We start from the raw sequence: 24,215 nt of genomic DNA, 5'->3' as shown, positions 1-24,215 counted from the left end.
GGACAACCCCGGACATACGACGCGGCGACCGCGGCTCCCCTGGGGGGGTGGGGACCGCGATCGCCGCGTCCGTCAGGGACGGCTCTCAGATCAGTGGACGTACCTCCTGCGGATCAGCAGCAACGTCGCGCCGCCACCGGTGAGCAGGGCGAGCAGCCCGAGCGCCCACCACGGGTCGGCACCCGTCGAGGCCAGGTCTCCGCCGGAGAGCTGTCCACCCTGCTGGGCCTTGTTGGTGACCTCGCACTCGACGGTCACGCCGTCCTCCGCGGTGAAGGTGAACGTGTTGTCCACGTCGTCCTCATCGTCCGCACCCGTGCAGACCATGTCGGTGACGTAGCCGTCGACCTCCTCCTCGGTCAGCGTGTAGGTGGTGCCAGGAACCAGCGCCCTCCACGTGAGCGTGTCGGCCGAGGTGCTGCCGGTGCCGGACGCCGTCCTGGCGCCGAGGTCCTCGGGGTCGGGGTCAAGCGTGAAGTCGAACGACCAGTCTGTGTCGTCATCCACTCCCTCCACCGTCTTGGTGACCTTGAGCGTCGCGGTCTCCTCGCCCTCGACACCGGTGTCCTGCTGCAGCACGTTGGCCACGCGGCAGGCGATGTCCTGGTCGAATCCGGCCACGAACGTGAACGTGGTGGCCACGTCGTCCATGTCCTCGATCGCGGTGTTCTCCTCGTCGCCGACGATCTCGCAGACCATCGCGGTGTTGTACCCGTTGACCGGCGTCTCGGCGACCACGTAGGTCTCACCGGGAACCAGGTCGGTCCAGTAGATCGCGTCCGCGGTGCCAGGACCGGTGCCGGACACGGTCTGCGTGCCGACCTCGTTGTCGTCGGGGTCGAGCGTGAAGTCGAACGACCACTCCACGTCGGCCGCCACGAGCAGCACGGTCTTCTCAAGGCTCAGGGACGATGCGGCGGCGGTGTTGGTCGCCGAGCACGTGATGTCCTGGGCCAGGCCGGCGACGAACGTCACCGAGGCGGGGTCGTCGTCGAGATCGGGCACCTGTAGCACGCCCACCTCGTCGGTGATCCAGCACATCAGCTCCGTGTCGTAGCCGTCGACCGGGGTCTCGCTGACCGTGTAGGTCTCGCCGGGGATCAACCCCATCCACGAGATCGGGTCGGCGTCGCCGCTGCCCATGCCGGACACGGTCTGCGTGTCACCGACCGTCGCCACGGGCACCGGCTCGACCACCAGCAGCTCGAAGGCTGCGGCCACGGCCGGCTCGCTGGTCGACTCCTCGGGCTCGGGCTCCGGCTCCTCCTCGACGCCGTCCAGGGTGAAGTCGAACGACCACTCAAGGCCGTCGGCCACTCCCTCCACGGTCTTGGTGAGGGTCACGTTGGACGGCGCGGCCACGTTGACCGCCTCGCAGACGATCTCCTCGGCCAGGCCCGCCATGAACGTGAACGAGTTGTCCAGGGTCTCGTCCATGTCGACCAGCGGCTCGTCACCGACCATGCAGGTCAGCTCCGTCGTGTAGCCGTCGACCGGGGTCTCCGACACCGTGTACTCAGCGCCGGGAACCAGGCTCTCCCAGGTGATCGGGTCGGAGGTGGTGGAACCCATCCCGTCGATCGTCTGAGTGCCGACCTCCTCGTCGTCCGGATCGATCGCGAAGTCGAACGACCACTCGAAGCCATCGGCCACACCCTCGACCGTCTTGGTCAGGGAGACCTCGGCCGGGACCGCGGTGTTCACCGCCGAGCAGACGATCTCCTCAGCGAGCCCGGCGACGAACGTGAAGACGTTGCCGTCCTGGTCGAGGTCGACCACCTCGTCGTCACCCACCATGCAGGTGATGTCCGACGCGTAGCCCTCGACCTCCTGCTCGAGGATCGAGTAGGTCTCGCCGGGGACGAGGCCCTCCCACTCGATCGGGTCGGACGTCGCCTCACCCGAGCCGGAGCCGGATGCGGTCTGCACGCCGGTGTCCATCGGGTCCTCGACGAGAAGGAACTCGAACTCCCACGCGAAGCCGTCGGCCACACCCTCGACCGACTTGGTCAGCGTGACCTCGGTCGGAGTCGCGGTGTTGACCGCCGAGCAGACGATCTCCTCGGCCAGGCCGGCCTCGAAGGTGACCATGTTGTCCAGGGTCTCGTCGAGGTCGGTCAGCGGCTCGTCGCCGACCATGCAGGTCAGCTCCGTCGTGTAGCCGTCGACCGGGGCCTCCGACACCGTGTACTCGGCGCCGGGAACCAGGTTCATCCACTCGATCGGGTCGGACGTGGTGCTGCCCATGCCGTCGATCGTCTGAGTGCCGACCTCCTCGTCGTCAGGATCGATCGCGAAGTCGAACGACCACTCGAAGCCATCGGCCACACCCTCGACCGTCTTCGTCAGCGTGAGGTCCGTCGGCGTCGCGGTGTTGACCGCCTCGCAGACGATCTCCTGGGCGAGGCCCGCCTCGAAGGTGACCATGTGGTCCAGGGTCTCGTCGAGATCGGTCACCGGCTCGTCGCCGACCATGCAGGTCAGCTCCGTCGTGTAGCCGTCCTGCTCGAGCTCGACCACGGTGTAAGTCTCGCCAGGCGTGAGGTCCGTCCACACGATCGGACCCTCGGTCGTGCTGCCCGAGCCGGAGATCGTCTCGAAGCCGCTGTTGTAGTCCTCGGAGTAGAGCGAGAAGCCGAACTCCCACTCGAATCCGTCAGCCACACCCTCGACCGTCTTCGTGAGCGACACCTCGGACGGAATCGCCGTGTTGACGGCCTCGCAGACGATGGTCTGGTCGACGCCCGCGGTGAAGGTCACCGAACCGTCGAGCACCTGGTCCTGATCGACCACGGGCTCATCGTCGAGCGTGCAGGTCAGCTCCGTCGTGTAGCCGTCCTCGGGGATCTCGCTGACCGTGTAGGTCGTGCCCGGGATCAGGCCCTCCCACGTCACCGGGTCGGACGTCGTGCTGCCCGAGCCCGAGATGGTGCGCTCCACGCCGTCCTCCGACGGCGGGACCGTGAGCTCGAAGTCGAACTCCCACTCGAAGCCGTCGGCGACGCCGTCGACCGACTTGGTGAGCGTGAGCTCGGAGGCGTCGGCGGCGTTCTCCGCCTTGCAGACGATCTCCTCGTTGACGCCGGCCACGAAGGTTACCGACAGCGGATCGTCGTCGCCCTCCTCGAGCACGCCCTCGCAGCTGACGAGCGAGTCGTAGCCGTCGAACTCGTCCTCGCTGATCGTGTAGGTCTCACCCGGGATCAGGTCGGTCCACACGATCGGGTCGGCGGACGTGTTGCCCATGCCCGACGCGGTCTGGTCGCCCGCGGGGTTGGCCGCGGGGTCGAGCCCGAAGGTGAACGACCACTCGAAGTCGTCATCCACGCCGGACACGGTCTTGGTCAGCGTGACCTTCGAGGGCTTGGCGGTGTTCACCGCGGTGCACTCGATGGTCTGGTCGAGCCCGGCGACGAACGTCACCATCGGGCCCGTCGGCACGAGCGACCTCGCGTCCTGCGGGGTGAGCTGGTCGATGTCGACCACATTGCACTTGAGCGTCTGCTCGTAGTCGTCGTTCGCGACCTCGGAGATCATGTACTGCTGGCCCGGGATCAGCCCGGTCCACGTCAGCTCATCCGTCGTCGCGCCGGTTCCCTCGGCGGTCTGGAGGCCGCCGTCAGCCGTGGCGGGCGAGAGAATGAAGCCGAACGACCACGGGAAGCCGTCGGCGACGCCCTCGACCTGCTTGGTCAGCTCGACCGTGGTCGTCTTGGCGGTGTTGGTCGCGGTGCACTCGATCTCCTGGTCGTAGCCGGCCACGAAGGTGACCGCGTTCGTGAGCGGGTTGGAGTCCACGAACTCGTCATCGGAGCCCACGTACATGCAGACCAGGTCGGTCGTGTAGCCGTCGGCCACCTCTTCGACGATCGTGTAGGTGTTGCCGGGCTTGAGGTCCTCCCAGTCGATCGGACCCTCGGTCGTGCTGCCCGCGCCGGAGATCGACGTCGGTCCCGCGATCAGGCTCGGGCCCTCGAAGAGGGCGAAGTTGAACGACCAGTCGAAGCCGTCGGCGACGCCCTCGACCTTCTTGTAGACCGACACGTCGGTCTGCTTGGCGGTGTTGTCCGCCGTGCACTCGATCGACTGGTCGAAGCCCGCGACGAAGGTGACCCACGTGTCACCGCTCTCGATCACGTCTTCGGCCGGGATGCCGGTGCACGAGAACTCCTGGTCGAAGCGGCCGTCGATCTCCTCGGCGATCGTGTAGGTCTCGCCGGGGATCAGGTCGAACTCCACCGTGTCGGACTCGGGGGCGCCGGTGCCGGTCGCCTCCTTGGTCACGGCGGCTCCGCCGTCGGGCGTGAGGGTGAAGTCGAAGCCCCACTCCTCGGTGTCGCCGACGCCGAAGACGTTCTTCGTCACCTCGAGCGACGAGGGCTTGGCGGTGTTGGTCGCGTCGCACTCGATCGTCTCGCCGAAGCCGGCCACGAACTGCACGCCATCCTTGTCGAGGTTGATGTCCTCGACGAGCACGGGCTCCTGGCCGTCGACGTAGTAGCAGGCGAACTCCTGGTCGTAGTCGCCGTCCACCTCCTCGACGATCGTGTACTCCTGGCCCGGCAGCAGGCCGGTCCACGACACGGTCTCGCCGTCCTCGACGGCGTTGGTGGCCGTCTTGGTGCCTTCCTCGCCGCCCGGAGGATCGAGCGTGAAGTCGAAGCTCCACACGTAGTCGTCGGCGACGCCCTCGACCGTCTTGGTCACGGAGATGTCCGTGGTCTTCGCGGTGTTGGTCGCGTCGCACGTGATCTCCTGGTCGAAGCCGGCGACGAACGTGATGTACGTGTTGCCGCTCTCGACGATCTGCTCCTTCTCGAGACCCGTGCATTCGAAGGTCTGCTTGTACTCCGAGTAGGTCCCCTCGGCGATCGTGTAGGTCTCACCGGGGATCAGGTCATCCCACGACACCACGTCGGTGCCCGGACCCGTGCCCGTCGCGTACTGGGGGTTCTCCCCTGTCGCGCCCGGAGTGATCGAGAACGTGAACGACCACTCGAGGCCGTCGGCGATGTCCTCGACCGTCTTCGTGACCTGGACGCTCGACGCCTTCGCCGTGTTCGTCACGTCGCACTCGACGACCATGCCGGGCGTGACCTCGATGCCGAAGCCCGCCTCGTCGCCGTTGGCGTCCTGCAGCTCCGCGGGCTCCTGGCCCGAGGTGTCGTAGCACTTCCACGCGACGTCGAAGTCGTCGACGTCCGTATCGGTGCCGTCGACCTCGGTGAGCACATACGTCTCGCCGGGCACCAGGTCGGTCCAGGTGAGCGGACCCGCATCCACGGTGTCACCCGTGCCGGAGACCGTCTGCGTGCCGCCACCGGTGGCCTCGGGCAAGAGGGTGAAGCCGAACTCCCAGTCGAGGTCATCGTCGATGCCCTCCACGGTCTTGGTGAGCGAGACCCGGCCGAGCTTCACGTTGTACGCGAGGCAGGTCACGGTCTCGCCCGCGGCGATGCCGAAGTCGGCGGGATCGATCTCGCCTTCGCCCATGTCGCTCGTGCAGGTGATGTCGCCGCTCCAGCCCTCCGCGGGCTCCTCGGTGACCGAGAAGCCGCTCTCGGCGGCCTTCACCTCGTGCTTGAGCGAGCCTCCCGAGGGCGTGCCGTCGTCTGCGGTCGTCGTGATCGACGGGTCCTCGTAGTACTGCGCGATCGTGCCGCCGAACGTGAATGTGCCGGTGCCGCCCTCGGTCGCCTTCTTGACGATGAGCTTGCCCGCCTGCTCGTTCCAGAACGTGCACTCGGTCGCGCCGGTGGCGATCTTGTCGATCGTGATGCTGCCGTCGTCACCGACCGTGCCGACCGAGCCGCCCTGCGGTCCGGTGCACGAGAGGTCGGTGAGCGTCCACGACAGGCCGTCCGTCGGCAGCTCCTTCTCCTTGACGACGAGCTTGTCGCCGGCGTCGACCGAGATCGAGAAGGACTCGCCGCCCTTGATGGTCTTGTACTTCCACTGGCCACCGTTGACGGAGTACTTGAAGACGAACTCCGCGTCCTCGTCGCCGTCGGCGACCTTGTTCACGGTCACGCCGGTGAAGACGTTGTGGATGACGCAGGATGCGTTCGCCCCAGGTGCCACGAGGAAGGACGCATCCGTCTTCGAACCTTCGGAAGACCTCGTCGCCTTCAACTCACCATCGACCGGGTACAGCGTCACCTCGACCAAGGGGTGGCCTGGCGCGAAGATGTTGTTGTACGTGCATACGATCGAGTCCAGGGACCAGCCTGGGTCGAGGTTCTCCGTCAGTTCCTTGACGACGTAGTCCGTTCCGGACGCGAGGTACGGCAAAGTGCCTGTCGTCGGGTAGGTGTCCGTCTCGTCGATCATGAGGTCGCCGTAGACCCTGTCCTCGCCCGCGACGACGTTCTTTCCCGAGAGCCGCTTGATCTTGTAATCGAAGCTGGTCGTGTCGTCATCGACATTGGCCGTCTTCGTGACGTCGAGCGTTCCACAGTCGCTGATCGTGATCGGCGGCGCATACACGATGTCCTTGATGGTCGAGCTAAGGCTGTAGCCCGGCACCGTCGCGGACGTGCCACCGACGCTGTAGGTGCCGCAGACCCCGGGATCGTAGTCATTCCCCTCGAGGTCCTTGCGGACCTGGGTGAGGTTCACCGCAGCCTCACTGAACGTCTGCCCCGCCCACATGCTGACGGCACCTGTCGAGATGCTGCCCTGGTTGATCCACGCCGATCCGTTGTACTCGAGGACCTCGGCCGTCGCACCGTTCTGATCCGAAGGGTTGAAGTAGAACGCCAACAGCAGGTCTCCCGCGCCTGCGTTGGGGGCGTTGTCACTCGGCTTCACGCCGTCGCCGTTGTCGATGTAGAGCGTCGAGATCATCGAACCGCTGCTCAGTTCGTTGTCGTCGAGCGCGTCGCAACGCTCGTAGCTCACGTAGATGATGTCGTCAATCTCGCCACCGCCGACGTCGACCTTCTCCGCGGCAATGGACATGCTGCGCAGGTCGGTCTTGCCGTTCACCTTGCTGTAGACGACCGGCCAGTTGGGCCCGTCGTGGAGGCTTGAGCCAGGCTTGGCGATGTCGTCCGTGTTGTCGAACCCCGGATCGATCCGACAGAGTTCACTTCCGTCCCCAGTCGAAGGCGTGGTCGACGACGCATAGATGCCGGTGGTGGGGAGACCGCCAGGCGTGGTCCCCGCGCCGTAGAAGGCATCCCAGTCACCCTTGCCGCTGTTGAGCACCGTGTTGCCGTCGATCTCGAAGCCTGTCACTGGGTCCAGCGCCACAGCCGCCGCCACGGCCGGCGTCGCGACCGCGACGGTGCCCATCGCCGCGACCAAAGCAGTGACGGTGAGCGCGGCGGCGCCTGGTCGGCGCCGCTTCAAAGCGCCATGCTTGCGACCTCGAAGGCCGCGCCGGGGCCCCTCAGCTCCAGACGAGAACACGGTCGGAAAACCCCATGCGGTCATGATCACCACTCCCTCAGCAGTGCACTCCGTTCACACGTCTTTGTGTGCACGTCCCACTTCGGACGGTACCCCTCCGATGTGAGATTCGCCACATCCGACGCAGGTTCGTGATGCGACACGCCGGGCGTTCAGCACGAAAGTCCCAGACAATTCATCTTGCCTGGTGTATATGTGAGCGCTCTCAGCCGGTGGGGCCGACAGGGGTCAGGCGGCGGGACCGGCGGGATCAGGCGGCGCGGCTCACGCGACCGACTCGAAGGCCTCCGCATCGACCTCCGCGGACTGCTGCGCGGGGTACCGCGGGCCCGACACCGTCGCGGTGTCGATGAGCTCGCCGGCCCTCTCGAGCAGGGCCGGGTCGACGACCAGCTGCTCGGCCTCGAGGTTCTCCCGCACATGGACGATGCTCGTGGTGCCGGGGATCGCGGTGACGTGCGGGCCGCGCGAGAGCACCCAGGCGAGCGCGAGCTGCGCGGGCGTGCACCCGGCCTCGGCAGCGAGCGTGCGCCAGGCCGGCAACAGCGCCGCGTTGGCCGGCCAGTGCTCGGGCTGGAAGCGCGGCATGGGCCGGCGGATGTCCTTGGGGGCGAGCGCGTCGGGATCCGCGATCGCGTCTGCGAGGAAGCCGCGGGCCACCGGCGAGAAGGCGACGAGGGCGACGCCCGCCTCGCGGGTCGCCTCGAGCATCCCGAGCTCAGGGTTGCGGCTCCACAGCGAGTACTCGTTCTGGACGGCGGCGATCGGCGCCTGCGCGAGCGCCTCCTTGAGGCGCGCGACGCCCACCTCGGACAGCCCGATCGCGCCGATCTTGCCTGCAGCCACGGCCTCGGCGAGCGCGCCGACGCTCTCGGCGACCGGCACCTGCCTGTCCCAGCGGTGCAGGTAGTAGAGGTCGATGTGGTCGACGCCGAGGCGGGTCAGGGATGCGTCGACCTGGACGTGCAGGGTCTCGGGCCGCCCGTCGATGGTCCGCACGCCGTCGACCATCGCCATGCCGCACTTGCTCGCGAGCACGACCTCGTCGCGCCGGCCCTGGATGGCGCGGCCGACGAGCTCCTCGTTGCGCCCGCCGCCGTAGAGGGTCGCGGTGTCGAGGAACGTCACGCCCGCGTCGAGAGCGGCGCGCAGCATGATCTCGCCCTCCTCGGGCGGCGGCGCGACGCCGTACGCATGGCTGAGCGACATGCACCCCAGCCCGACCCGAGGCAGGGTCAGCCCGGGCGCCGTCTCCTTGAAACCGGGCGCCGCCCCCGCATCGTCCGTGGCCGGCGCGTCCGAACCCACCGGACTCCCCGAAGCCGCCGCGTCCGCTGCTCCCCCGACCGTCACGCCAGCTGCTCCTCCAGCTGGCCGAGCACGCGGTAGCAGTCGATCACCTGGCGCAGCGAGGAGTTCGGCTCGCGACCCTCGCGGATCGCGGCGAGGAACTCGCGGTCCTGGAGCTCGATGCCGTTCATGCTGACCGCGACGTGCGACACGTCGATCGGCTCCTCCTTGCCGTTCACCAGGTCGTCGTAGCGCGCGATGTACGTGCCCGTGTCCCCGATGTAGCGGAAGAACGTGCCGAAGGGCCCGTCGTTGTTGAACGACAGCGACAGCGTGCAGATCGCCCCCGACTCCGCCTTCAGCTGGATCGACATGTCCATCGCGATGCCGAGGTCGGGATGGATCGGCCCCTGGATGGCATTCGCCTGCACGATCTTTCCGGCCTGGTACGCGAACAGGTCCACCGTGTGCGCGGCGTGGTGCCACAGCAGGTGGTCCGTCCACGAGCGCGGCTCGCCCTTGGCGTTCGTGTTCGTCCGGCGGAAGAAGTACGTCTGCACGTCCATCTGCTGGATCCCGAACTCACCGGCGGCGACCTTGTCGTGGACCCACTGGTGCGACGGGTTGAAGCGCCGTGTGTGGCCGACCATCGCGACGCGATCCGAGGCCTCGGCCGCGGCGAGCGTGGCCTCGGCGTCGGCGAGCGAGTCCGCGAGCGGGATCTCGACCTGCACGTGCTTGCCGGCCGCGAGCGCCGCCTGGGTCTGAGCCGCGTGCAGTCCGGTGGGCGTCGCGAGGATCACGGCGTCCACATCGTCGCGCTCGAGGACCTCCTCGTAGGACAGGACCACGTTCGGGACGCCGTACTTGTCCGCGACCGCCTGCGTCGGCTCCGGCCTGGTGCCGCTCACGACGGTCACCGCCGCCTCGGGGATGTTCATCAGCCCGTCGAGGTGCTTCATGCCGAACGCGCCTGCGGCGCCGACGACCGCGACGCGGGTCTTGCCTGATGTCATGCGTGCACTTCCTCCTGAACCTCGGCCGCGGGGGACGCCGTCGGGCCGACCGGGTTGCTCAGCACCAGGTGTCCGACCGCGGTGTTCGACGCGGGCACGTGATAGAAGCGGTGGTCGACGCTCGGGTCACCTCCCTCGAACTGATCATCCATCGCACCGCGGGCGATCAGCCAGTCGACGAGCTCGATCCCCTCGGATCCGGCCTCGTCCACGTACTCCATGTGGGGCCACTCGGTGAGGCCCAGCGGGTCGGCGATGAGGTGGTCGAGGAACGCGTTGTCCCACTCCTCGTTGATGAGACCCGCGCGGGGTCCCTGGAGCTGGTGGCTCATGCCGCCGGTGCCCCAGATCTGCACGTTGAGCGGCTCGCCGTCCCACTTGTCGAGCGCGCGGCGGATCGCCTTGCCGAGCTCGTAGCAGCGTCGTCCCGAGGGGACCGGGTACTGCACGACGTTGACGGGCAGCGGGATGATCTTGCACGGCCACTCCTCGACGTCGCCGAAGACGAGTGACAGCGGCACGGTCAGCCCGTGGTCGACGACCATCTCGTTCACGAGCGTGAGGTCGAAGTCGTCCTGGATCACCGACTGCGCGATGTGCGCGGCGAGCTCGGGGTGACCGTAGACGTCGGGCACGGGACGCGGGCCGTAGCCCTCGTCGGCGACCGGGTAGTGCGAGCCCGTGCCGAGCACGAACGTCGGGACGATCGTGGCGTCGAAGGCCGTGGCGTGGTCGTTGTAGACCAGGATGATCACGTCAGGGGTGTTCTCCTCGACCCACTTGTGAGTCCACTCGTAGCCCGCGAACACCTTCTTCCAGTAGGGCTCCTCGGTCTTGCCAAGGTCCATCGCGGCACCGATCGCCGGCACGTGCGACGTGAACAGAGCCGACGTGTAGCGCGCGGGCGGGTTGACCCGCATCACGGTCGCCTTCTCATTCGACGGCGGGGTCCAACCGTCGAGGTCCTTGAGGCGCGCGCCCTCGGGCCGGCGCCCGCCGCCGACCATCATGTCGCGGTACGCGGCCTCGCTCATGCCGGTCATCGAGCCCGCCATCTGCTGGAAGCTGAGGCCGTGGGTCGCGCCGATCTTCGCGAGGAAGTAGATGTTTCCGCCCTCGGCCATCATCGCGTTGAGGTCCAGGTCCAGGACCGCCTGCCGGGCTGCGGGAGTCAGCGGCCATTCGTCGAGGTAGGCCTCGCGGTCGGCGAGGTAGCGCTCGCGGTTCTCCGGCTTCATGAGCGACATCGAGAACTGGTTGAGGTGGAAGCCCTTCCGAGCCTGCTCCGCGTCGAAGATGATCGTGCCGGGGATGTCCTTGTACGGCTTGTCGAGAGACATGTCATGATCCTTTCGGCCAGTAGAGGCGGCCCGGGTTGTCCACCAGCAGCTTGCGCTGAAGCTCGGGCGTCGTGGCGATTCTCGGGAGGTAGTCGACCAGCAGCCCGTCGTCGGGCATGTGGTCCTTGAGGTTCGGGTGGGGCCAGTCGGTGCCCCACAGCACGCGGTCGGGGAACTCCTCGACCACGCGTCGGGCGAACGGCACCACGTCGGTGTAGGCCTGCCGTTCGCCGTCGAGAGCGCGCGGGCCGGTGACGCTGAGCCGCTCGGGGCACGACACCTTGGTCCACACGTTCGGGTTCTCGCGCATGAAGCGCAGGAAGAGGCCGAACTCCTCCCCCTCGGGATCCTTCGCAACGTCGGGGCGGCCCATGTGGTCGACCACGACGTCCGTCGGGATGGAGGAGAAGAAGTCGTAGAGGTCGGGAAGGTCCTCGGCCTCGAAGTAGATGACGACGTGCCAGCCGAGCGGCGCGATCTTCGCGACGATCTCCTCGAGCGAGTCCGTCGGCACGCGGTCCACGAGTCGCTTGACGAAGTTGAAGCGCACGCCGCGGACGCCGGCCTCGTGGAGCTCCTTGAGCTGGTCGTCGGTGACGTCGCGGCGGACGGTCGCGACGCCGCGGGCGCGTCCCTCGCTGCGATTGAGCGCGTCGACGAGCGCGCGGTTGTCAGCGCCGTGGCAGGTGGCCTGGACGATGACGTTGCGGTCGAAGCCCAGGTGATCCCTCAGCGCGAAGAGCTGGTCCGCGCTCGCGTCGCACGGCGTGTACTTGCGCTCGGGGGCGAACGGGAACTGCCCACCCGGGCCGAAGACGTGGCAGTGCGCGTCGACTGCGCCCTCGGGGAGCTGGAAGGTCGGCTTGGTCGGGCCGTCGTACCAGTCGAGCCAGCCCGGCGTCTTCTCGAAGTCGCCGGTCGTCTCGCCGTGGCGCGCGGTCGCGGTGTCGCTCATCACGAGGCCTCGGCGAGCCGCGTCGGGCTCAGAGGGACGATGCGGCGAGTGGAGAGCGCGCCCGTGGCCTGGCCTGCGGTGGGGTGCGCGTCCTGCCGCCTCACTGCGGATTCCGCTGACTCCGTGCCGCACGCACCGTGCAGCGCGCAGGAGTCGCATCGGCCTTGCGGGGCGAGCGTGTCACGACCGGGGATATCGATGATCACGAGTGGCGTCCTTGTCACTAGCGGTTCTCCTCTCCGACGATAGGCCGGGTGCACACTGTGGTCCAATAGATTCTGCAAGGGCGCCGAATAGATGGAGTCGATGGACGATGCTCGCCGACCTCAACCAGCTGCGCACCTTCGTCGTGCTGTACGAGGTGCGCAGCCTGACCGCGACCGCGGACCGCCTCCACGTGACGCAGCCGACCGTGAGCTACACGCTCGCCCGGCTGCGCAAGCGCTTCGGCGACGACCTGTTCCGGCGCGAGGGCAACGTCATGGTGCCGACGCCGCGCGCGACCCAGCTGTTCGGACCGCTGCACGAGGCGCTCGCGCAGATCGATGCGACCGTGTCCGACAGCGCCGACTTCGACCCTGCCGACTTCGACGGCGAGCTCGCGCTCGGCCTCACCTCGATCGGCGAGCAGACCTTCCTGCCGCCGATCATGGCAGCGCTGACCCAGCTCGGGTCGAGCCCGAGGCTCGTCGTGAAGCGCCTCGACGCCGAGGCCGCCGAGGAGGAGCTCGTGCGCGGCACGATCGACCTCGCGATCACCGTGTCCCTGCTCGACGTCTCGCGGCTGTGGCGCACCCCAGTGCGCGGGGTCGAGTACGTCGCCCTGACGTCGCGCGAGCACCCTCTGCCGCCGACCGGCGCGGAGATGTTCGACGGCCGGCGCTTCATCCGGGTCTCCGCGCGCGGCGGCCACGTCTTCCCCCAGCAGGCCCTCATCGAGCACGGACTGACCCCGCAGGTCGCCCTCACGGTCGAGGAGTACTCGACCGTGCCCGCAGTGCTCGTCTCGACCGACCTGGTCGCGCTCCTGCCGCGCCACGTTGCCGACGTGTTCTGCGGCTGGTTCCCGGAGCTCGAGACCGCGGACCTGCCCTGGCCCGGCACGAGCTCGCCGGTCGCGCTCTACACGCGACGCGAGATGAACCTCTCCCCCGCGCAGCGCTGGTTCCGACGCCTCGTGCTGCGCGCCGTCAGCAGCGGCGAGTTCACGGACGACGCTCAGCGCTAGCCGCGCCCGGCTTCACCGGCCACGCCGCACTGACGGCACTGTGCGACTAGCGCTGCGGGCGATTCCAGCTCGCGCGCGCCGGGAACATCGGGGAGCGCACCGGGATCGTCCACGACGAGTGCGGATGGATCCTCAGCAGCTGCTGCTCCCACCACACACGCGCCTCCTCGGACAGGTGCGGCATGACGGCGTCCTTATCGGCATCGTCCTCGGGGCGGGGACTGAAGCACTTCCACAGGAGCTGCACCTCGGGCGCCCCGGTCGGCACCCCGCCTACGTCCAGCACCACGCGCTCCCACGGCAACTGAAGCCGCGCGTCGCGGCGATACATCCACGCCTTGGCCGCCCCATCCTCGACGTTCACGCGCAGCACCCAGGTGTCCGCCGCATCGTCCCTGATGAGGACCGGCTGCAGGTCGGCGTCCTCGTCGGCGTCCGCGAGCGGGATCATCCCGTCGCCGTCCGTGCCGTCGGAGACCCACGCGGAGTACCGCGGGGGAAGCGCCGCGACGAGCGGTGCCAGGTCGCTCGGGATCGTGCTCACGTCGATGTTCTCGCGCTCACGGATCGGGTGGCCGAGCCAGCGGTCGAGCGCGGCTCCGCCCGAGAGCCACCAGCGGACTTCGCTGGGCCCGAGGAGATCCGCGACCTCCTCGGCGGTGAGGGGCGCCCACGGCAGCGCGGGCGACGGCGTCGTCGTCGACATGGCACGAGGCTACCGCGCGCCCGGCGGGCGCCGACGGCGACACCCGACCCCCGGCCCCCGGCCCCCGGCCCCCGCATCGTCCCCACCCCTGGCACCCGCATCGTCCTGTGGCATCCTGCGGCTGTGGCCAACTCCCCCTCCGGCGACTCGGTGACCGACCGCATCGTCCGGGTGCTCGAGACGTTCACTCCCACGCGGACGGTGCAGACCGCGGCGGAGATCGGACGACGCGCCGGCCTGCCCTCCTCGACGGCGCACCGGGTCGTGGGGGACCTCGTGGACGCGGGACTGCTCGATCGCGACGGCGAGGGTCGGCTGAGCGTCGGCCTGCGGCTGTGGGAGCTCGCGACCCGCTCGTCGCATGCGCTGCGGGTGAGGCAGGCGGCCATGCCCGCGATGGAGAGGGTCCAGGCGCGCGTGCGCGAGCACACGCAGCTCGCGATCCTCGAGCAGGACGAGGCGCTGTTCCTCGAGCGGCTCAGCGACAGCCAAGCCGGCGCGAACGTCACCCGGATCGCGGGCCGGCTGCCGCTGCACGCGACCTCATCGGGGCTCGTGCTGCTAGCCTTCGCGGACTCCGAGGTGCAGGAGCGGGTGCTTGCCCGACCGCTGCGACCCATGACTGCGCAGACGCCGACCGACGCGGGCGTGGTGCGCCGCAAGCTCGCCGAGGTCAGGGCGCTCGGTCACGTGATCGCGAAGGGGTACATCGACGAGGTCTCGACCGGCGTCGCCGTGCCGGTGCGCGACCGGGCGAGCGGCGCGACCGCTGCACTCTCGGTCGTACTGCCGCGCGACGCGGCGACGGGCCTTGCGCTCGAGGAGCTGCACCGCGCCGCGCGCGAGATCGAGGCCGCGCTCGTCTGAGATTGTTGACACATCCCGTTCCCATTCATCGGGAACTGGCCCCCACTCGGGCGGACAGCCTGCCCACAATGGCGAAGCGGGATGTCAAAGAGGACTCCGCATTCATGGAGACGCAGCGTCAAAGGAGACACCGTGACCTCGAGCATTCGCACCCAGGTGGCCATCGTCGGAGCGGGCCCCGCAGGCCTCATCCTGTCCCACCTGCTGGCCCAGTCAGGCATCGAGTCGGTCATCCTCGACCGCCGCTCGCGCGAGGACATCGAGTCGACCATCCGCGCCGGCATCCTCGAGCAGGACACCGTCGACCTGCTCGCATCGATCCCCGGCTCCCGCGCGCACACCGTCGGCCAGCGGCACGACGGGATCGAGCTGCGCGTCGACGGGGTCGGCCACCGCATCGACTTCCCCGGCCTCGTCGGCCGCGCCGTATGGCTCTACCCGCAGCACGAGGCGCTCAAGGACCTGCTCGCCGCGCGCCTGGCCGCGGGCCAGGACATCCGCTTCGAGGCCACGGCCACCGCGGTCGAAGGCGTCGACACCGACCGGCCGCGCATCGTCGGGACCGCCGCGGACGGCACCGCGCTCGAGATCGACGCGGACTTCGTCGTGGGTGCCGACGGGTCGCGCTCCGTGGTGCGCTCCGCGCTGTCGGGTTCGCACGCGGGCTACTTCCGCGAGTACCCGTTCGGCTGGTTCGGCATCCTCACCGAGGCACCGCCGAGCGCGGACGAGCTCATCTACTCGAACTCCGCCGACGGCTTCGCGCTCATCAGCCAGAGGTCCGCCACGGTGCAGCGCATGTACTTCCAGTGCGACCCGTACCTCGACGCCGAGACGTTCAGCGACGCCCAGATCTGGGAGACGCTCGACCGGCGCGTGCCGGGGGTCGAGCTCAAGAAGGGCCCGATCTTCCAGAAGGGCGTCGTGCCGTTCCGCTCCTTCGTGGCCAGGGACCTCCAGCGGGGCCGGATCGCGATCGTCGGCGACGCCGCGCACACCGTGCCGCCGACCGGCGCCAAGGGCATGAACCTCGCGGTCGCGGACGTCATCCTCCTGGCGCGCGCCCTCGAGGCGCTGCTGGGCCGCGGCGATGAGGGGCCGATCGACAGCTTCGCGGACACCGCGCGGCAGCGCATCTGGAAGGCGCAGCACTTCTCGTGGTGGATGACGAGCATGCTCCACCAGGCGCCCGACGCCTCGGACTTCGACCGCCAGCGCCAGCTCGGCGAGCTGCGCACCGTGGTCGAGTCGGAGCACGGCCGCGCCTACCTGGCCGAGGCCTACACGGGCTGGCCGATGACCGGACTCGACAGCGTCCTGTCCCCGACCGCATCGTCCCCGGCCGCGGTGAGGTCCTCCAGGTAGTCGGCCTCGGACTCCAGCAGCCAGCACTCCTGGCCCTCGAGGTCGTATGGCGCGACCACGTAGTCGACGCCGTCCACCGTGGCCCGCCACACGCCATCCGAGTCGACCTCGCCCTGCGGATAGGTCGCCTCGAGCTCCTCCGCGAGCTCGTCCATGGTGCCGCCGAAGCCGAACACGTAGGTCGTGCCTCCGACCGCGATCCGCTCGTGGTGGAGCTCCGCGCGGAAATCCTCGTCCGCATCGTCCGGGCCGTTCACCCAGATCTCATCGGCCGACCGGTCCAGCGCGACCACGGCGAGGGCGATCCCTGCCACGACCAGCACGCCCGTCAGTGCACTCCCGGCGATCAGCGTGACCTTGCCGGTCCGGCGCGCCCGGTCAGAGCCTCTCGCCAGTGCGAACACGAGCGCACCCACCACGATCAACCCGAGGCCGAGCACGGCGCACAGCGCCACGACAACGAACACCCCAAGCGCCATCATTCCCCCTTGCCGCCTGTATCAGGACGCCCCTGCTCGACGCGACAGCACCCCTCGCGCCCCGCATCGTCCCCCAGGAGACGATGCAAACAATAGCGGCTCCACGAGGCGCGACCATGGGACTCGCCGAGGTTCGTGTCCCCGAGTGCCACCAAGCGCCGCGCCGGGAACGGAACCGCACGGATAGCATGCGGCTATGGCGAAATCTGCTCCGATCGACGACGTCCCGACCCACGGCGAGGGCATCCGCCTCGGCCAGTTCCTGCAGCTCGCTGGCCTCGTGGACTCCGGCGGCGAGGCGAAGGAAGTGATCCGCGAGGGCGACGTGCTCGTCAACGGCGAGGTGGACCAGCGCCGAGGGCGCCAGCTCCAGGTCGGCGACATCGTCGAGTTCGGCGGACGCAAGGCCCGCGTCAGCGACTGAGGCGGCACCCGGCCGATCGGGCCCGGCTCGCCTCGACCTGCGTCCCGTCGGGCCCGGCTCGCCTCGACCTGCTCCCTGGAATCGCACCATGGCCGAGATCCGGGCCGATTCCGAGCGCGATGCGATTCCAGGACGACGGCGACGGTCCGGGAGTGCCGCACGCGGCACAGACGCGAGCCCAGGAACGCGAAACGGCCCGGTCTCATCTGAGACCGGGCCGTTCGTATCGGAGCCGCCTAAGGGAATCGAACCCTTGACCTATTCATTACGAGTGAATCGCTCTGCCGACTGAGCTAAGGCGGCGCACACCTCGGGGGTGCGGTTGACCATCATAGCGTGTCAGCAGACAGTTCCCGAATCCGGCATCGTGCCGTCCACCAGGAAGGCGTCGACGGCGTCGTCGATGCACGAGTTGGAGCGTCCGTAGGCGGTGTGCCCCTCGCCGTCGTAGGTGAGCAGCTGGGCGTTGCCGAGCTCCTCTGTGAGGCTCTCGGCCCACGCGTACGGCGTCGCCGGGTCGCCCGTCGTGCCGACCACGAGGATGGGGTTCGCGTCGTCCGGGTAGTCGAGCGACTCGATGGTCTCGTGCGCGGGCCACGGCCACGCCGAGCAGCCTGCACCCGAGGCGAACCACCAGCCGAACGTCGGGGACGCCTCCTCCATCGCGGCGGCGAGCTCCTGCTGGTCGTCGATGGTCCATTCCTCGCCCGCGTTGCCGTCGGTGCAGCCGATCGCGGTGAAGGCGACTGTCGAGTTCGAGGTCCACTCGCCCGAGGTGCTGTCGCGATCCAGGTAGAACCCGGCGAGCTGATAGAAGATCGAGGCGGTGCCGTACGTGTACACCTCGTCGATCGCCTGCATCAGGTAGTCCCAGCTGTCCTCCGAGTACAGGGTCACGACGATGCCGTAGACCATGAGGTTGCCGTTGACGTCGTAGTCGTCGTAGCCGCTCGGCAGCGGGCTCTCGAGCGCGCTCGTCGCGAGGTCCCCGATCTGCTCCCGCGCGGTCTCGATGTCCGACGACAGCGGACAGGTCGAGTCTTCTTGGCAGTACTCGATGAACGCCGTGAGGGCCTGCTCGAAACCCTCGGCCTGACCCACGCCCTGCTCGATGTCCGACAGCAGGAAGTCCACGGCTCCGTCGAGCACCATCTGACCCACGGTGTCCGGGTACAGCTGCGCGTAGGTCGCACCGAGCTGGGTGCCGTAGCTCGAGCCGATGTAGTTGAGCTCGTCGTCGCCGAGCACCGCGCGGATCACGTCCATGTCGCGCGCCGCGGAGACGGTGTCGACGTTCGCCATGAGGTCACCCGAGAGCTCCTCGCAGCCGGCCGCGAACTCCGCGACGCGCTCGTCGGAGGCGTCGAGGTCGGCCTGGGTCGCGAACGGGTAGTCGGTGATGTAGAACTCGTCGAGCGTCTCGCCGTCGCCGCAGCTCACCGCGGTCGAGGAGCCGACGCCGCGCGGGTCGAAGCCGATCACGTCGTAGGACTCGGCGACCGCGTCGCCGTAGTACGACACGAAGTACTCGAGGAAGTCGAGGCCCGAGCCGCCGGGGCCGCCGGGGTTGATCAGCAGCGAGCCGAGCTTGCCGTCCTGGTCGCTCGCCGCGGCCCGGTTGATCGCGATCTCGATCGACTCGCTCGAGGCGTCCGTCCAGTCGAGAGGCACCTCGACGGTCGCGCACTCGAAGTCGCCGCAGCTCTCCCAGGAGATCTCCTGGGCGTAGTACGACTCGAAGCCCGCGGGCACGGCCTCCGAGGTGGCAACGCCGGAGGACGACGCGTCGGAGGACTCCTGGGAGCCGCTCGCATCGTCGGAGGCGGAGCCGCCCGTGCAGGCGCTCAGCGCGAGCACGTAGGCGGCCGCGAGTGCGATGGAACGGGTGGGACGAGAGCTCATGGCGTACAAACTAATCGACCGCACGCATCGTTCCTGACACCGAGTGGCTCACTCCACAGGCATGGGCCGCAGCGCGAGGAGCATCGCCTCGACCGCGAGCAGGGGCGCGACGTTGCCGGCGAGCCGCTCGCGTGTGAGCGCGAGCGCGTCGAGCACCCTCACGGTGTCCTGCATCGTGCCGCGGGCCGCGAGCTGCTCGATGTGTCCACGGTGCGACGCGTTGACGAGCGGGACGCCCGAGCCGACCTGTACGACGGCGACGTCGCGGTACAGGCTCATGAGGTCCACGATCGCGCGGTCGAGCACGTCGCGCTTGTAGCGGGTGGCGCGGCGCTTCTGGTCGTCCTCGAGCTGCTTCACCTGGGAGCGCAGCGCGGGAGGCAGCCGCCCCCCGTCGTCCGCGCCCAGGGTGCGCAGCAGCTGGTTGCGCTCCTCGGCGTCGCGCTCCTCGGTCGCGGCCTTCGCATCATCCTCCGCGACCTTCACGAGGTCCGCGGCGGCGAGCACGGCGTCCCCGACGCCGCGGATGTCGGTCGCGAGCGCGAGCACCTGGTCGCGCCGCGCCCGCGCGCTGGGGTCCCGCGCCAGGCGCCGCGCGATCCCGATGTGGCTCTGGGCAGCGTGCGCGCACTCGAGTGCGAGCTCGGGGTCGATGCCGTCGCGCCGCACCAGCAGGTCGGCCACGACGGACGGGTCCGGCACCCGCAGCCCGACCACGCGGCAGCGCGAGCGGATGGTGACCACGACGTCGTCCGCCGAGGGCGCGCACAGCAGCCACACCGTGCGCGGCGGCGGCTCCTCGATGGACTTGAGCAGCAGGTTGGAGGTGCGCTCGACCATCCGGTCCGCGTCCTCGATGATGATGACGCGCCACCGCCCCTGGCTGGGAGAGGTCTGGGCGAGCGAGACCAGCTCGCGGACCTCGTCGATCGCGATCGTTACCTTCTCGGTCGCCACGACGGTGACGTCGGCGTGCGCGCCGCTGAGCGAGGTCGTGCACTCGCGGCACTCCCCGCAACCGCCGTTCGGGCATTGGAGTGCCGCCGCGAAGGCGCGCGCGGCCTGCGAGCGTCCCGACCCCGGCGGGCCGGTGAGCAGCCACGCATGCGTCATGGCCGAGGCGTGGGCCGCCGCGGCGCGCAGGGGCGAGGTCGCGTCCTCCTGGCCCACGAGCTCGGTCCACACGCCCGCGACAGGAGGTGCGTGCATCGGGTCGGCGACCGCGGTGCCGAGGTCCTCCGAGGCGTCGGCGCTGCTCACACCGGAGCTCACGGCGACACCGGCGACGGGGGCGTGGGCTGGTCGCCGCCCGCTCCGGACGCGCGCTTGCGACGGATCGCGGCACGCACCGCGCCGAACACATCGTGGAAGACATCCGTCTCGGGACGCGCGGCGTCGACGACCGCGTAGCGTGCCGGATCGCGCTGCGCGAGCATGAGGAAGCCGCGGCGGATCGCGTCGGCGAAGCGAGAGGTCTCGTCCTCGACGCGATCGAGGTCGCGCGCCATGCGGCTGGGGTCGGGATCCATGTCGAGCACGATGGTCACGTCGGGCAGCAGCCCGTCGGCGGCCCACCGCGAGATCCGCTCGACCTCGTCACCCAGCCCGCGCGCCCCGCCCTGGTACACGATCGACGAGTCCATGAACCGGTCCTGGAGCACGACCGCGCCGCGCGCGAGCGCGGGCTTCACGAGCGTCTCGATGTGGTGCGCGCGGTCGGCGGCGTAGAGCAGCGCCTCGGCGCGCGGCGCGACGTGGTCACCGTGAAGGATGAGCTGCCGCAGGTGCGACCCGAGCGCGGTGCCGCCGGGCTCGCGCGTGACGACGACCTCGCGCCCCGCGGACTCGAGGGCCTCCGCGAGCCTCGTCAGCTGCGTGGTCTTGCCCACGCCGTCGCCACCCTCGAACACCACGAACAGGCCCGCACTCATGGGGACAAACCTACCGGGAGGGACTGACGGCGTGGGCGCGTGCCGACCCTCGGTGGAGGAGCGGTCGACGGCGTGGCCGCGTCGCAAGCGCGGGGGCCACGGAGGAGGCACCGTGATCCGGGCGTCCCGACCCGCTATCCGACCAGCACCCATCCACCATCCGTCGCCTGGATAGGGAGATCCTCGATGGTGCCGTCGGTGCGCACCACCACGTCCGGCAGGACGAGCCAATAGTCAAGAGAGGCCCCGGTGCTGCGGTCCACCCCGTGAATCGAGCTCGGCAACCCGTCCACCGCGGACCATACGTAGACGGCGGAGTAGCGGCCAGGCGCGTCGGGGATCACCGCGGGAACCTCGCAACCATCCTGGTCCGGGAAGAACCGATAGGCGATCTCCCCACCGTCGTCCTCGTCGCTGCCGAGTTGCGCACCGCCGCCCAGCGCGGAGACCAGCGCCCCCTCCTCGTCGAACAGCAGCAGCGACGTCGGCGTCGTCGAGATCATCCACAGGTCCTCGAGGCGATCGACGGGGAAGGCAAACCCCAGCGCTGAAGGTGCGGCCCCGCCAGGCATCTCGAGCATGCCCATCGCAATGTCTAGCGAGGGCGGGTCCAGCGGCATCACGTCGATCGCGTCGAGCCCGTCCGACGCCACCTCGGCGCGCTCGCAGAGCAGCATCTCGCCGTTGGTCTGCGACGCGATTCCGCCCGGCATAGCCCTGGTCCCGAGCGCAGCGTCGACCAGCCTCTCGCCTTCAATGGCGATCAACGCCTCCATCTCCGGGCCTGCGACCACCCGGGAGCCGTCCTCGTCGGTCATCCCTACCTCACCGTCGCCCTCGCCGAACGACAGCACCGTGCTCGCCAGGACGTAGGTCGCGACGATCGAGCTCTCCTCATCGGCCCACACCTGAACGATGGTCGCCACCGTGTGGTCGCCGCGAGGCGCCTCTTCCCCGCACTCCGAGAAGGAGAGCAGCCCTTCCTCACCACGCCGCTGCTCGACGACATCGAGGACGTCCCCTCGGACCGTCAGCCCATCGTGGACCGCGACGACGGCCCGCGCCGAGTCGAGCGTGGCGGCCGCGGTGGTGATCCCCCACCTGCTCGGGACGACGCCGTCCTCTCCCCACCCGACCGCGACCGCGAAACCGAGAGCCGCGCGCGCATCAACCTCGCCCGTCTCGCCACCGCCGGGCACCGGGTCAAGCACCCGCACCTGCTCCACTCCACCCTCATCCACCCATCGCGAGAAGAGCGCCCACGACAGCAGCTCCGGCGCCTCGTCCGGCGTCGTCGTGTAGATCCCGGGCTCGGGGAGATCGCGGGGTACCTCGCCGCACTCGAAGGCCCCGGGGACGATGCGAGGCACGTCCTCGTCGATCACTGCGGGCTGCTGGTCGAGCGCCTGGGGCAGGACCCACGCGAGGCCTGCGCCGACCAGGGCCACCGCGAGCGTCGCGACGATCGACTGGGTCCGGCGCCGACGCTGCCTCCCGCGCAGGGCAGCGCCCGCCATCGCCGCCTTCGCCTCGTCCGCGCGCAGGCGAGTGCCCACCGCCGCGCCCTGCTCGTGCGCCGCCGACTCGAAGGCCTCGTAGATGTCGCTCATCGCCGCCTCCTCTCGGACACTGCGACCCGCTCGGCCGGCACGTCGAACTGCTCGCCGAGCAGCGTGATCGCGTCGGAGAGGTACCGCTTGACCGTGCCGAGCGACACCCGCATCGCCCTCGCGATCTCGGCGTAGGACATGTCGTCGTAGAACCGCATGACCACGGCTGTGCGCTTCTGGCGGGGCAGCTGCGCGAGCGCCTTGACCACCGCGTCGCGGTCGGCGGTCGCGTCCTGCTCGTCGGGCTCCCACTCGAGTCTCGCCTGCCCGGGCAGCAGTCGTCGCCAGGTGACCTCGCGACGGATCTCGTCCACGTGCATCGTCCGGATGGTGCGGCGGACGTACTGCTCCGCCTGCGGCACGCTCCCCAGCCCACGGGTGCGCGAGAACACCTTCACCACCGCCGCCTGCACGAGCTCCTCGGCCGCGCTCTGCGACCCGGTCAGGAGGTAGGCGTACGCGGCGAGCCGGTCGGCCGCGACATCGAGCATCTCGACGAGTACGTCATCGTCCGCCATGGCACCTCCCCTCCTGCACCTAGGACGGGCAGGCGGGGCGAAAGGTTGTCAGCGACCTCGACGGCCGGTGACAGGGACGATGCGGCGGCCGGCTAGCGCTCGCCGGGACCGCCGTGCTCGTCGGGGTAGATGAGGCCGATCTGGTTGCGCACCTCGTCCATGATCCGCATGATCTCGAGCGACTCGTCGAGCGTGTGGATCGGCGACTCCGTGAGGCCCAGGTCCACGCAGCGCGCGACCTCGGCGGCCTCGAACTGGAAGCCGTTCGGGACGTTGCCGTCGAACTCCCACGAGGTGCCGTCGTACCGGGTCACCTTGAAGGACGTGGGGTTGTAGAAGGTGCGGTCGATCTGGATGAAGCCCTCGGTGCCGCCGATGAGCGCCATGCACGGCGTGCGGCCCTCCATCGTCGTGGTGAGGGACGCCTGCGCGCCGAGGCTCGCGTAGTCGAAGACCATCGATACCTGGCCGTCGACGCCCGTGTCGGTGAGGCGACCCACCGACGTGATCGAGTCCGGGACGCCGAGCATGTCGTGGGCGAAGGCGATCGGGTAGACGCCCAGGTCGAGCAGCGCGCCGCCCGCGAGCGCGGGGTTGCGCATGCGCTCGATGTGCGCGATCGGCTGCCCGTGGTCCGCCTGGACCGACACGATCTGACCGATCTCGCCGCGCTCGATGAGCTCGCGCACCGCGTACATGTGGGGCAGGTGGCGCGCCCACATGGCCTCCATGACGAACACGCCCTTGGCCCGCGCCGCGTCGACGACCAGCCGCGCCTGCTTCTCGTTCTGCGTGAACGCCTTCTCCACCATCACGTGCTTGCCGGCTTCGATCGCGAGCAGTGCGGGGTTGTGGTGGTTGTTGTGCGTCGTGGCGACGTAGACGATGTCGATGCTGTCGTCGGCGACGAGCTCCTCGTAGGAGCCATACGCCTTCGGCACGCCCATCTCGTCGGCGAACGCCTGAGCACGATCGAGCCCGGAGGCCGCCGCGACGGCGACGACCTCGGACTGCGTGTAGTCGTTGACGGCCTCGGCCAGCTTGTGGGCGATGCCGCCCGCGCCGAGGATGCCCCAGTTGAAGGCGGGGGCGGACATGGGCAGCGGTGCACTCATGGCATTCACCCTAGCCCTCGGGCACGGACGATGCACCGCATTCCGGGCGCGGTCGT

17 protein-coding genes and 1 tRNA gene are annotated in these 24,215 nt (G+C 69.3%); 4 read left to right on the top strand and 14 right to left on the bottom strand.

All coding sequences use genetic code 11. The annotated features are described in order from the left end of the window. Positions 1–90: 90 nt before the first annotated feature. The 5 genes from B7K23_RS05945 to B7K23_RS05925 all read right to left on the bottom strand — a co-directional run bounded on the left by B7K23_RS05945 (position 91) and on the right by B7K23_RS05925 (position 12,014). Positions 91–7,353 (bottom strand): hypothetical protein, encoded by a 7,263-nt coding sequence (locus B7K23_RS05945; protein WP_143338115.1) that lies wholly within the window; start codon positions 7,351–7,353, stop codon positions 91–93. 324 nt (positions 7,354–7,677) lie between these two features. Beyond that, a complete protein-coding gene (locus tag B7K23_RS05940) occupies positions 7,678–8,652 on the bottom strand; it encodes an aldo/keto reductase (RefSeq protein ID WP_375730883.1) in 975 nt (324 codons plus the stop codon). A gap of 110 nt (positions 8,653–8,762) precedes the next feature. Beyond that, complete coding sequence (locus B7K23_RS05935) at positions 8,763–9,719, bottom strand: Gfo/Idh/MocA family oxidoreductase (protein WP_084125438.1); 957 nt, start codon at positions 9,717–9,719, stop codon at positions 8,763–8,765. Beyond that, on the bottom strand, positions 9,716–11,059 hold the full coding sequence (locus B7K23_RS05930) for a protocatechuate 4,5-dioxygenase subunit alpha/beta (RefSeq protein WP_084125437.1): 1,344 nt from the start codon (positions 11,057–11,059) through the stop codon (positions 9,716–9,718). Before B7K23_RS05930 ends, B7K23_RS05935 begins: the two co-directional genes overlap by 4 nt. Before the next feature lies 1 nt (position 11,060). Further along, complete coding sequence (locus B7K23_RS05925) at positions 11,061–12,014, bottom strand: amidohydrolase family protein (RefSeq protein WP_084125436.1); 954 nt, start codon at positions 12,012–12,014, stop codon at positions 11,061–11,063. Between the two features lie 313 nt (positions 12,015–12,327). On the opposite strand from B7K23_RS05925, the gene B7K23_RS05915 reads away from it, so the two are divergent. Next, entirely contained in the window at positions 12,328–13,242 is a 915-nt protein-coding gene (locus B7K23_RS05915; protein ID WP_084125434.1) for a LysR family transcriptional regulator, read from the top strand. 46 nt (positions 13,243–13,288) lie between these two features. On the opposite strand, the gene B7K23_RS05910 is transcribed toward B7K23_RS05915, so the two are convergent. Beyond that, a complete protein-coding gene (locus B7K23_RS05910) occupies positions 13,289–13,948 on the bottom strand; it encodes a nucleotidyltransferase domain-containing protein (RefSeq protein ID WP_084125433.1) in 660 nt (219 codons plus the stop codon). A gap of 123 nt (positions 13,949–14,071) precedes the next feature. Between B7K23_RS05910 and B7K23_RS05905 the strand changes: the two genes are divergently transcribed. After that, complete coding sequence (locus B7K23_RS05905) at positions 14,072–14,815, top strand: IclR family transcriptional regulator (protein ID WP_084125432.1); 744 nt, start codon at positions 14,072–14,074, stop codon at positions 14,813–14,815. A gap of 132 nt (positions 14,816–14,947) precedes the next feature. Beyond that, positions 14,948–16,180: a 4-hydroxybenzoate 3-monooxygenase gene (locus B7K23_RS05900; RefSeq protein WP_234996431.1), complete on the top strand. Its 1,233-nt coding sequence runs from the start codon at positions 14,948–14,950 to the stop codon at positions 16,178–16,180. Here the strand turns inward: B7K23_RS05900 and B7K23_RS05895 are convergent. Then, positions 16,096–16,659 carry a hypothetical protein gene (locus B7K23_RS05895; protein WP_143338114.1) on the bottom strand — a complete coding sequence of 188 codons (564 nt, stop codon included), beginning with the start codon at positions 16,657–16,659 and terminating at the stop codon, positions 16,096–16,098. The two genes, B7K23_RS05900 and B7K23_RS05895, sit on opposite strands and share 85 nt — an antisense overlap. 196 nt (positions 16,660–16,855) lie before the next feature. Between B7K23_RS05895 and B7K23_RS05890 the strand changes: the two genes are divergently transcribed. Then, the gene (locus B7K23_RS05890; RefSeq protein ID WP_084125429.1) at positions 16,856–17,083 is read left to right on the top strand and encodes an RNA-binding S4 domain-containing protein; all 228 of its coding nucleotides are present in this window, start codon (positions 16,856–16,858) and stop codon (positions 17,081–17,083) included. A 230-nt stretch (positions 17,084–17,313) separates the two neighbouring features. Here the strand turns inward: B7K23_RS05890 and B7K23_RS05885 are convergent. The 7 genes from B7K23_RS05885 to B7K23_RS05855 form a co-directional block, all read right to left on the bottom strand. Beyond that, positions 17,314–17,386, bottom strand: a tRNA-Thr gene (locus tag B7K23_RS05885). A 36-nt stretch (positions 17,387–17,422) separates the two neighbouring features. After that, complete coding sequence (locus B7K23_RS05880; RefSeq protein WP_084125428.1) at positions 17,423–18,985, bottom strand: alpha/beta hydrolase; 1,563 nt, start codon at positions 18,983–18,985, stop codon at positions 17,423–17,425. Between the two features lie 48 nt (positions 18,986–19,033). Next, on the bottom strand, positions 19,034–20,194 hold the full coding sequence (locus B7K23_RS05875; RefSeq protein ID WP_084126198.1) for a DNA polymerase III subunit delta': 1,161 nt from the start codon (positions 20,192–20,194) through the stop codon (positions 19,034–19,036). 59 nt (positions 20,195–20,253) lie between these two features. Then, positions 20,254–20,916, bottom strand: a complete 663-nt coding sequence (gene tmk / locus B7K23_RS05870) for a dTMP kinase (protein ID WP_084125427.1) — start codon at positions 20,914–20,916, stop codon at positions 20,254–20,256. A 134-nt stretch (positions 20,917–21,050) separates the two neighbouring features. Then, positions 21,051–22,526: a hypothetical protein gene (locus B7K23_RS05865; protein ID WP_084125426.1), complete on the bottom strand. Its 1,476-nt coding sequence runs from the start codon at positions 22,524–22,526 to the stop codon at positions 21,051–21,053. After that, a complete protein-coding gene (locus B7K23_RS05860) occupies positions 22,523–23,044 on the bottom strand; it encodes an RNA polymerase sigma factor (RefSeq protein ID WP_084125425.1) in 522 nt (173 codons plus the stop codon). The genes B7K23_RS05865 and B7K23_RS05860 overlap by 4 nt, the downstream gene beginning before the upstream one ends. Positions 23,045–23,136: 92 nt before the next feature. Next, entirely contained in the window at positions 23,137–24,159 is a 1,023-nt protein-coding gene (locus tag B7K23_RS05855; RefSeq protein WP_084125424.1) for a Gfo/Idh/MocA family protein, read from the bottom strand. Positions 24,160–24,215 lie beyond the last annotated feature (56 nt).

The sequence above is a fragment of the Demequina sp. NBRC 110054 genome (assembly GCF_002090115.1).
Lineage (GTDB): Bacteria > Actinomycetota > Actinomycetes > Actinomycetales > Demequinaceae > Demequina.
The sequence above is the reverse complement of the archived record's forward strand: the minus strand, read 5'-3'. Positions and strand labels throughout refer to the sequence as shown.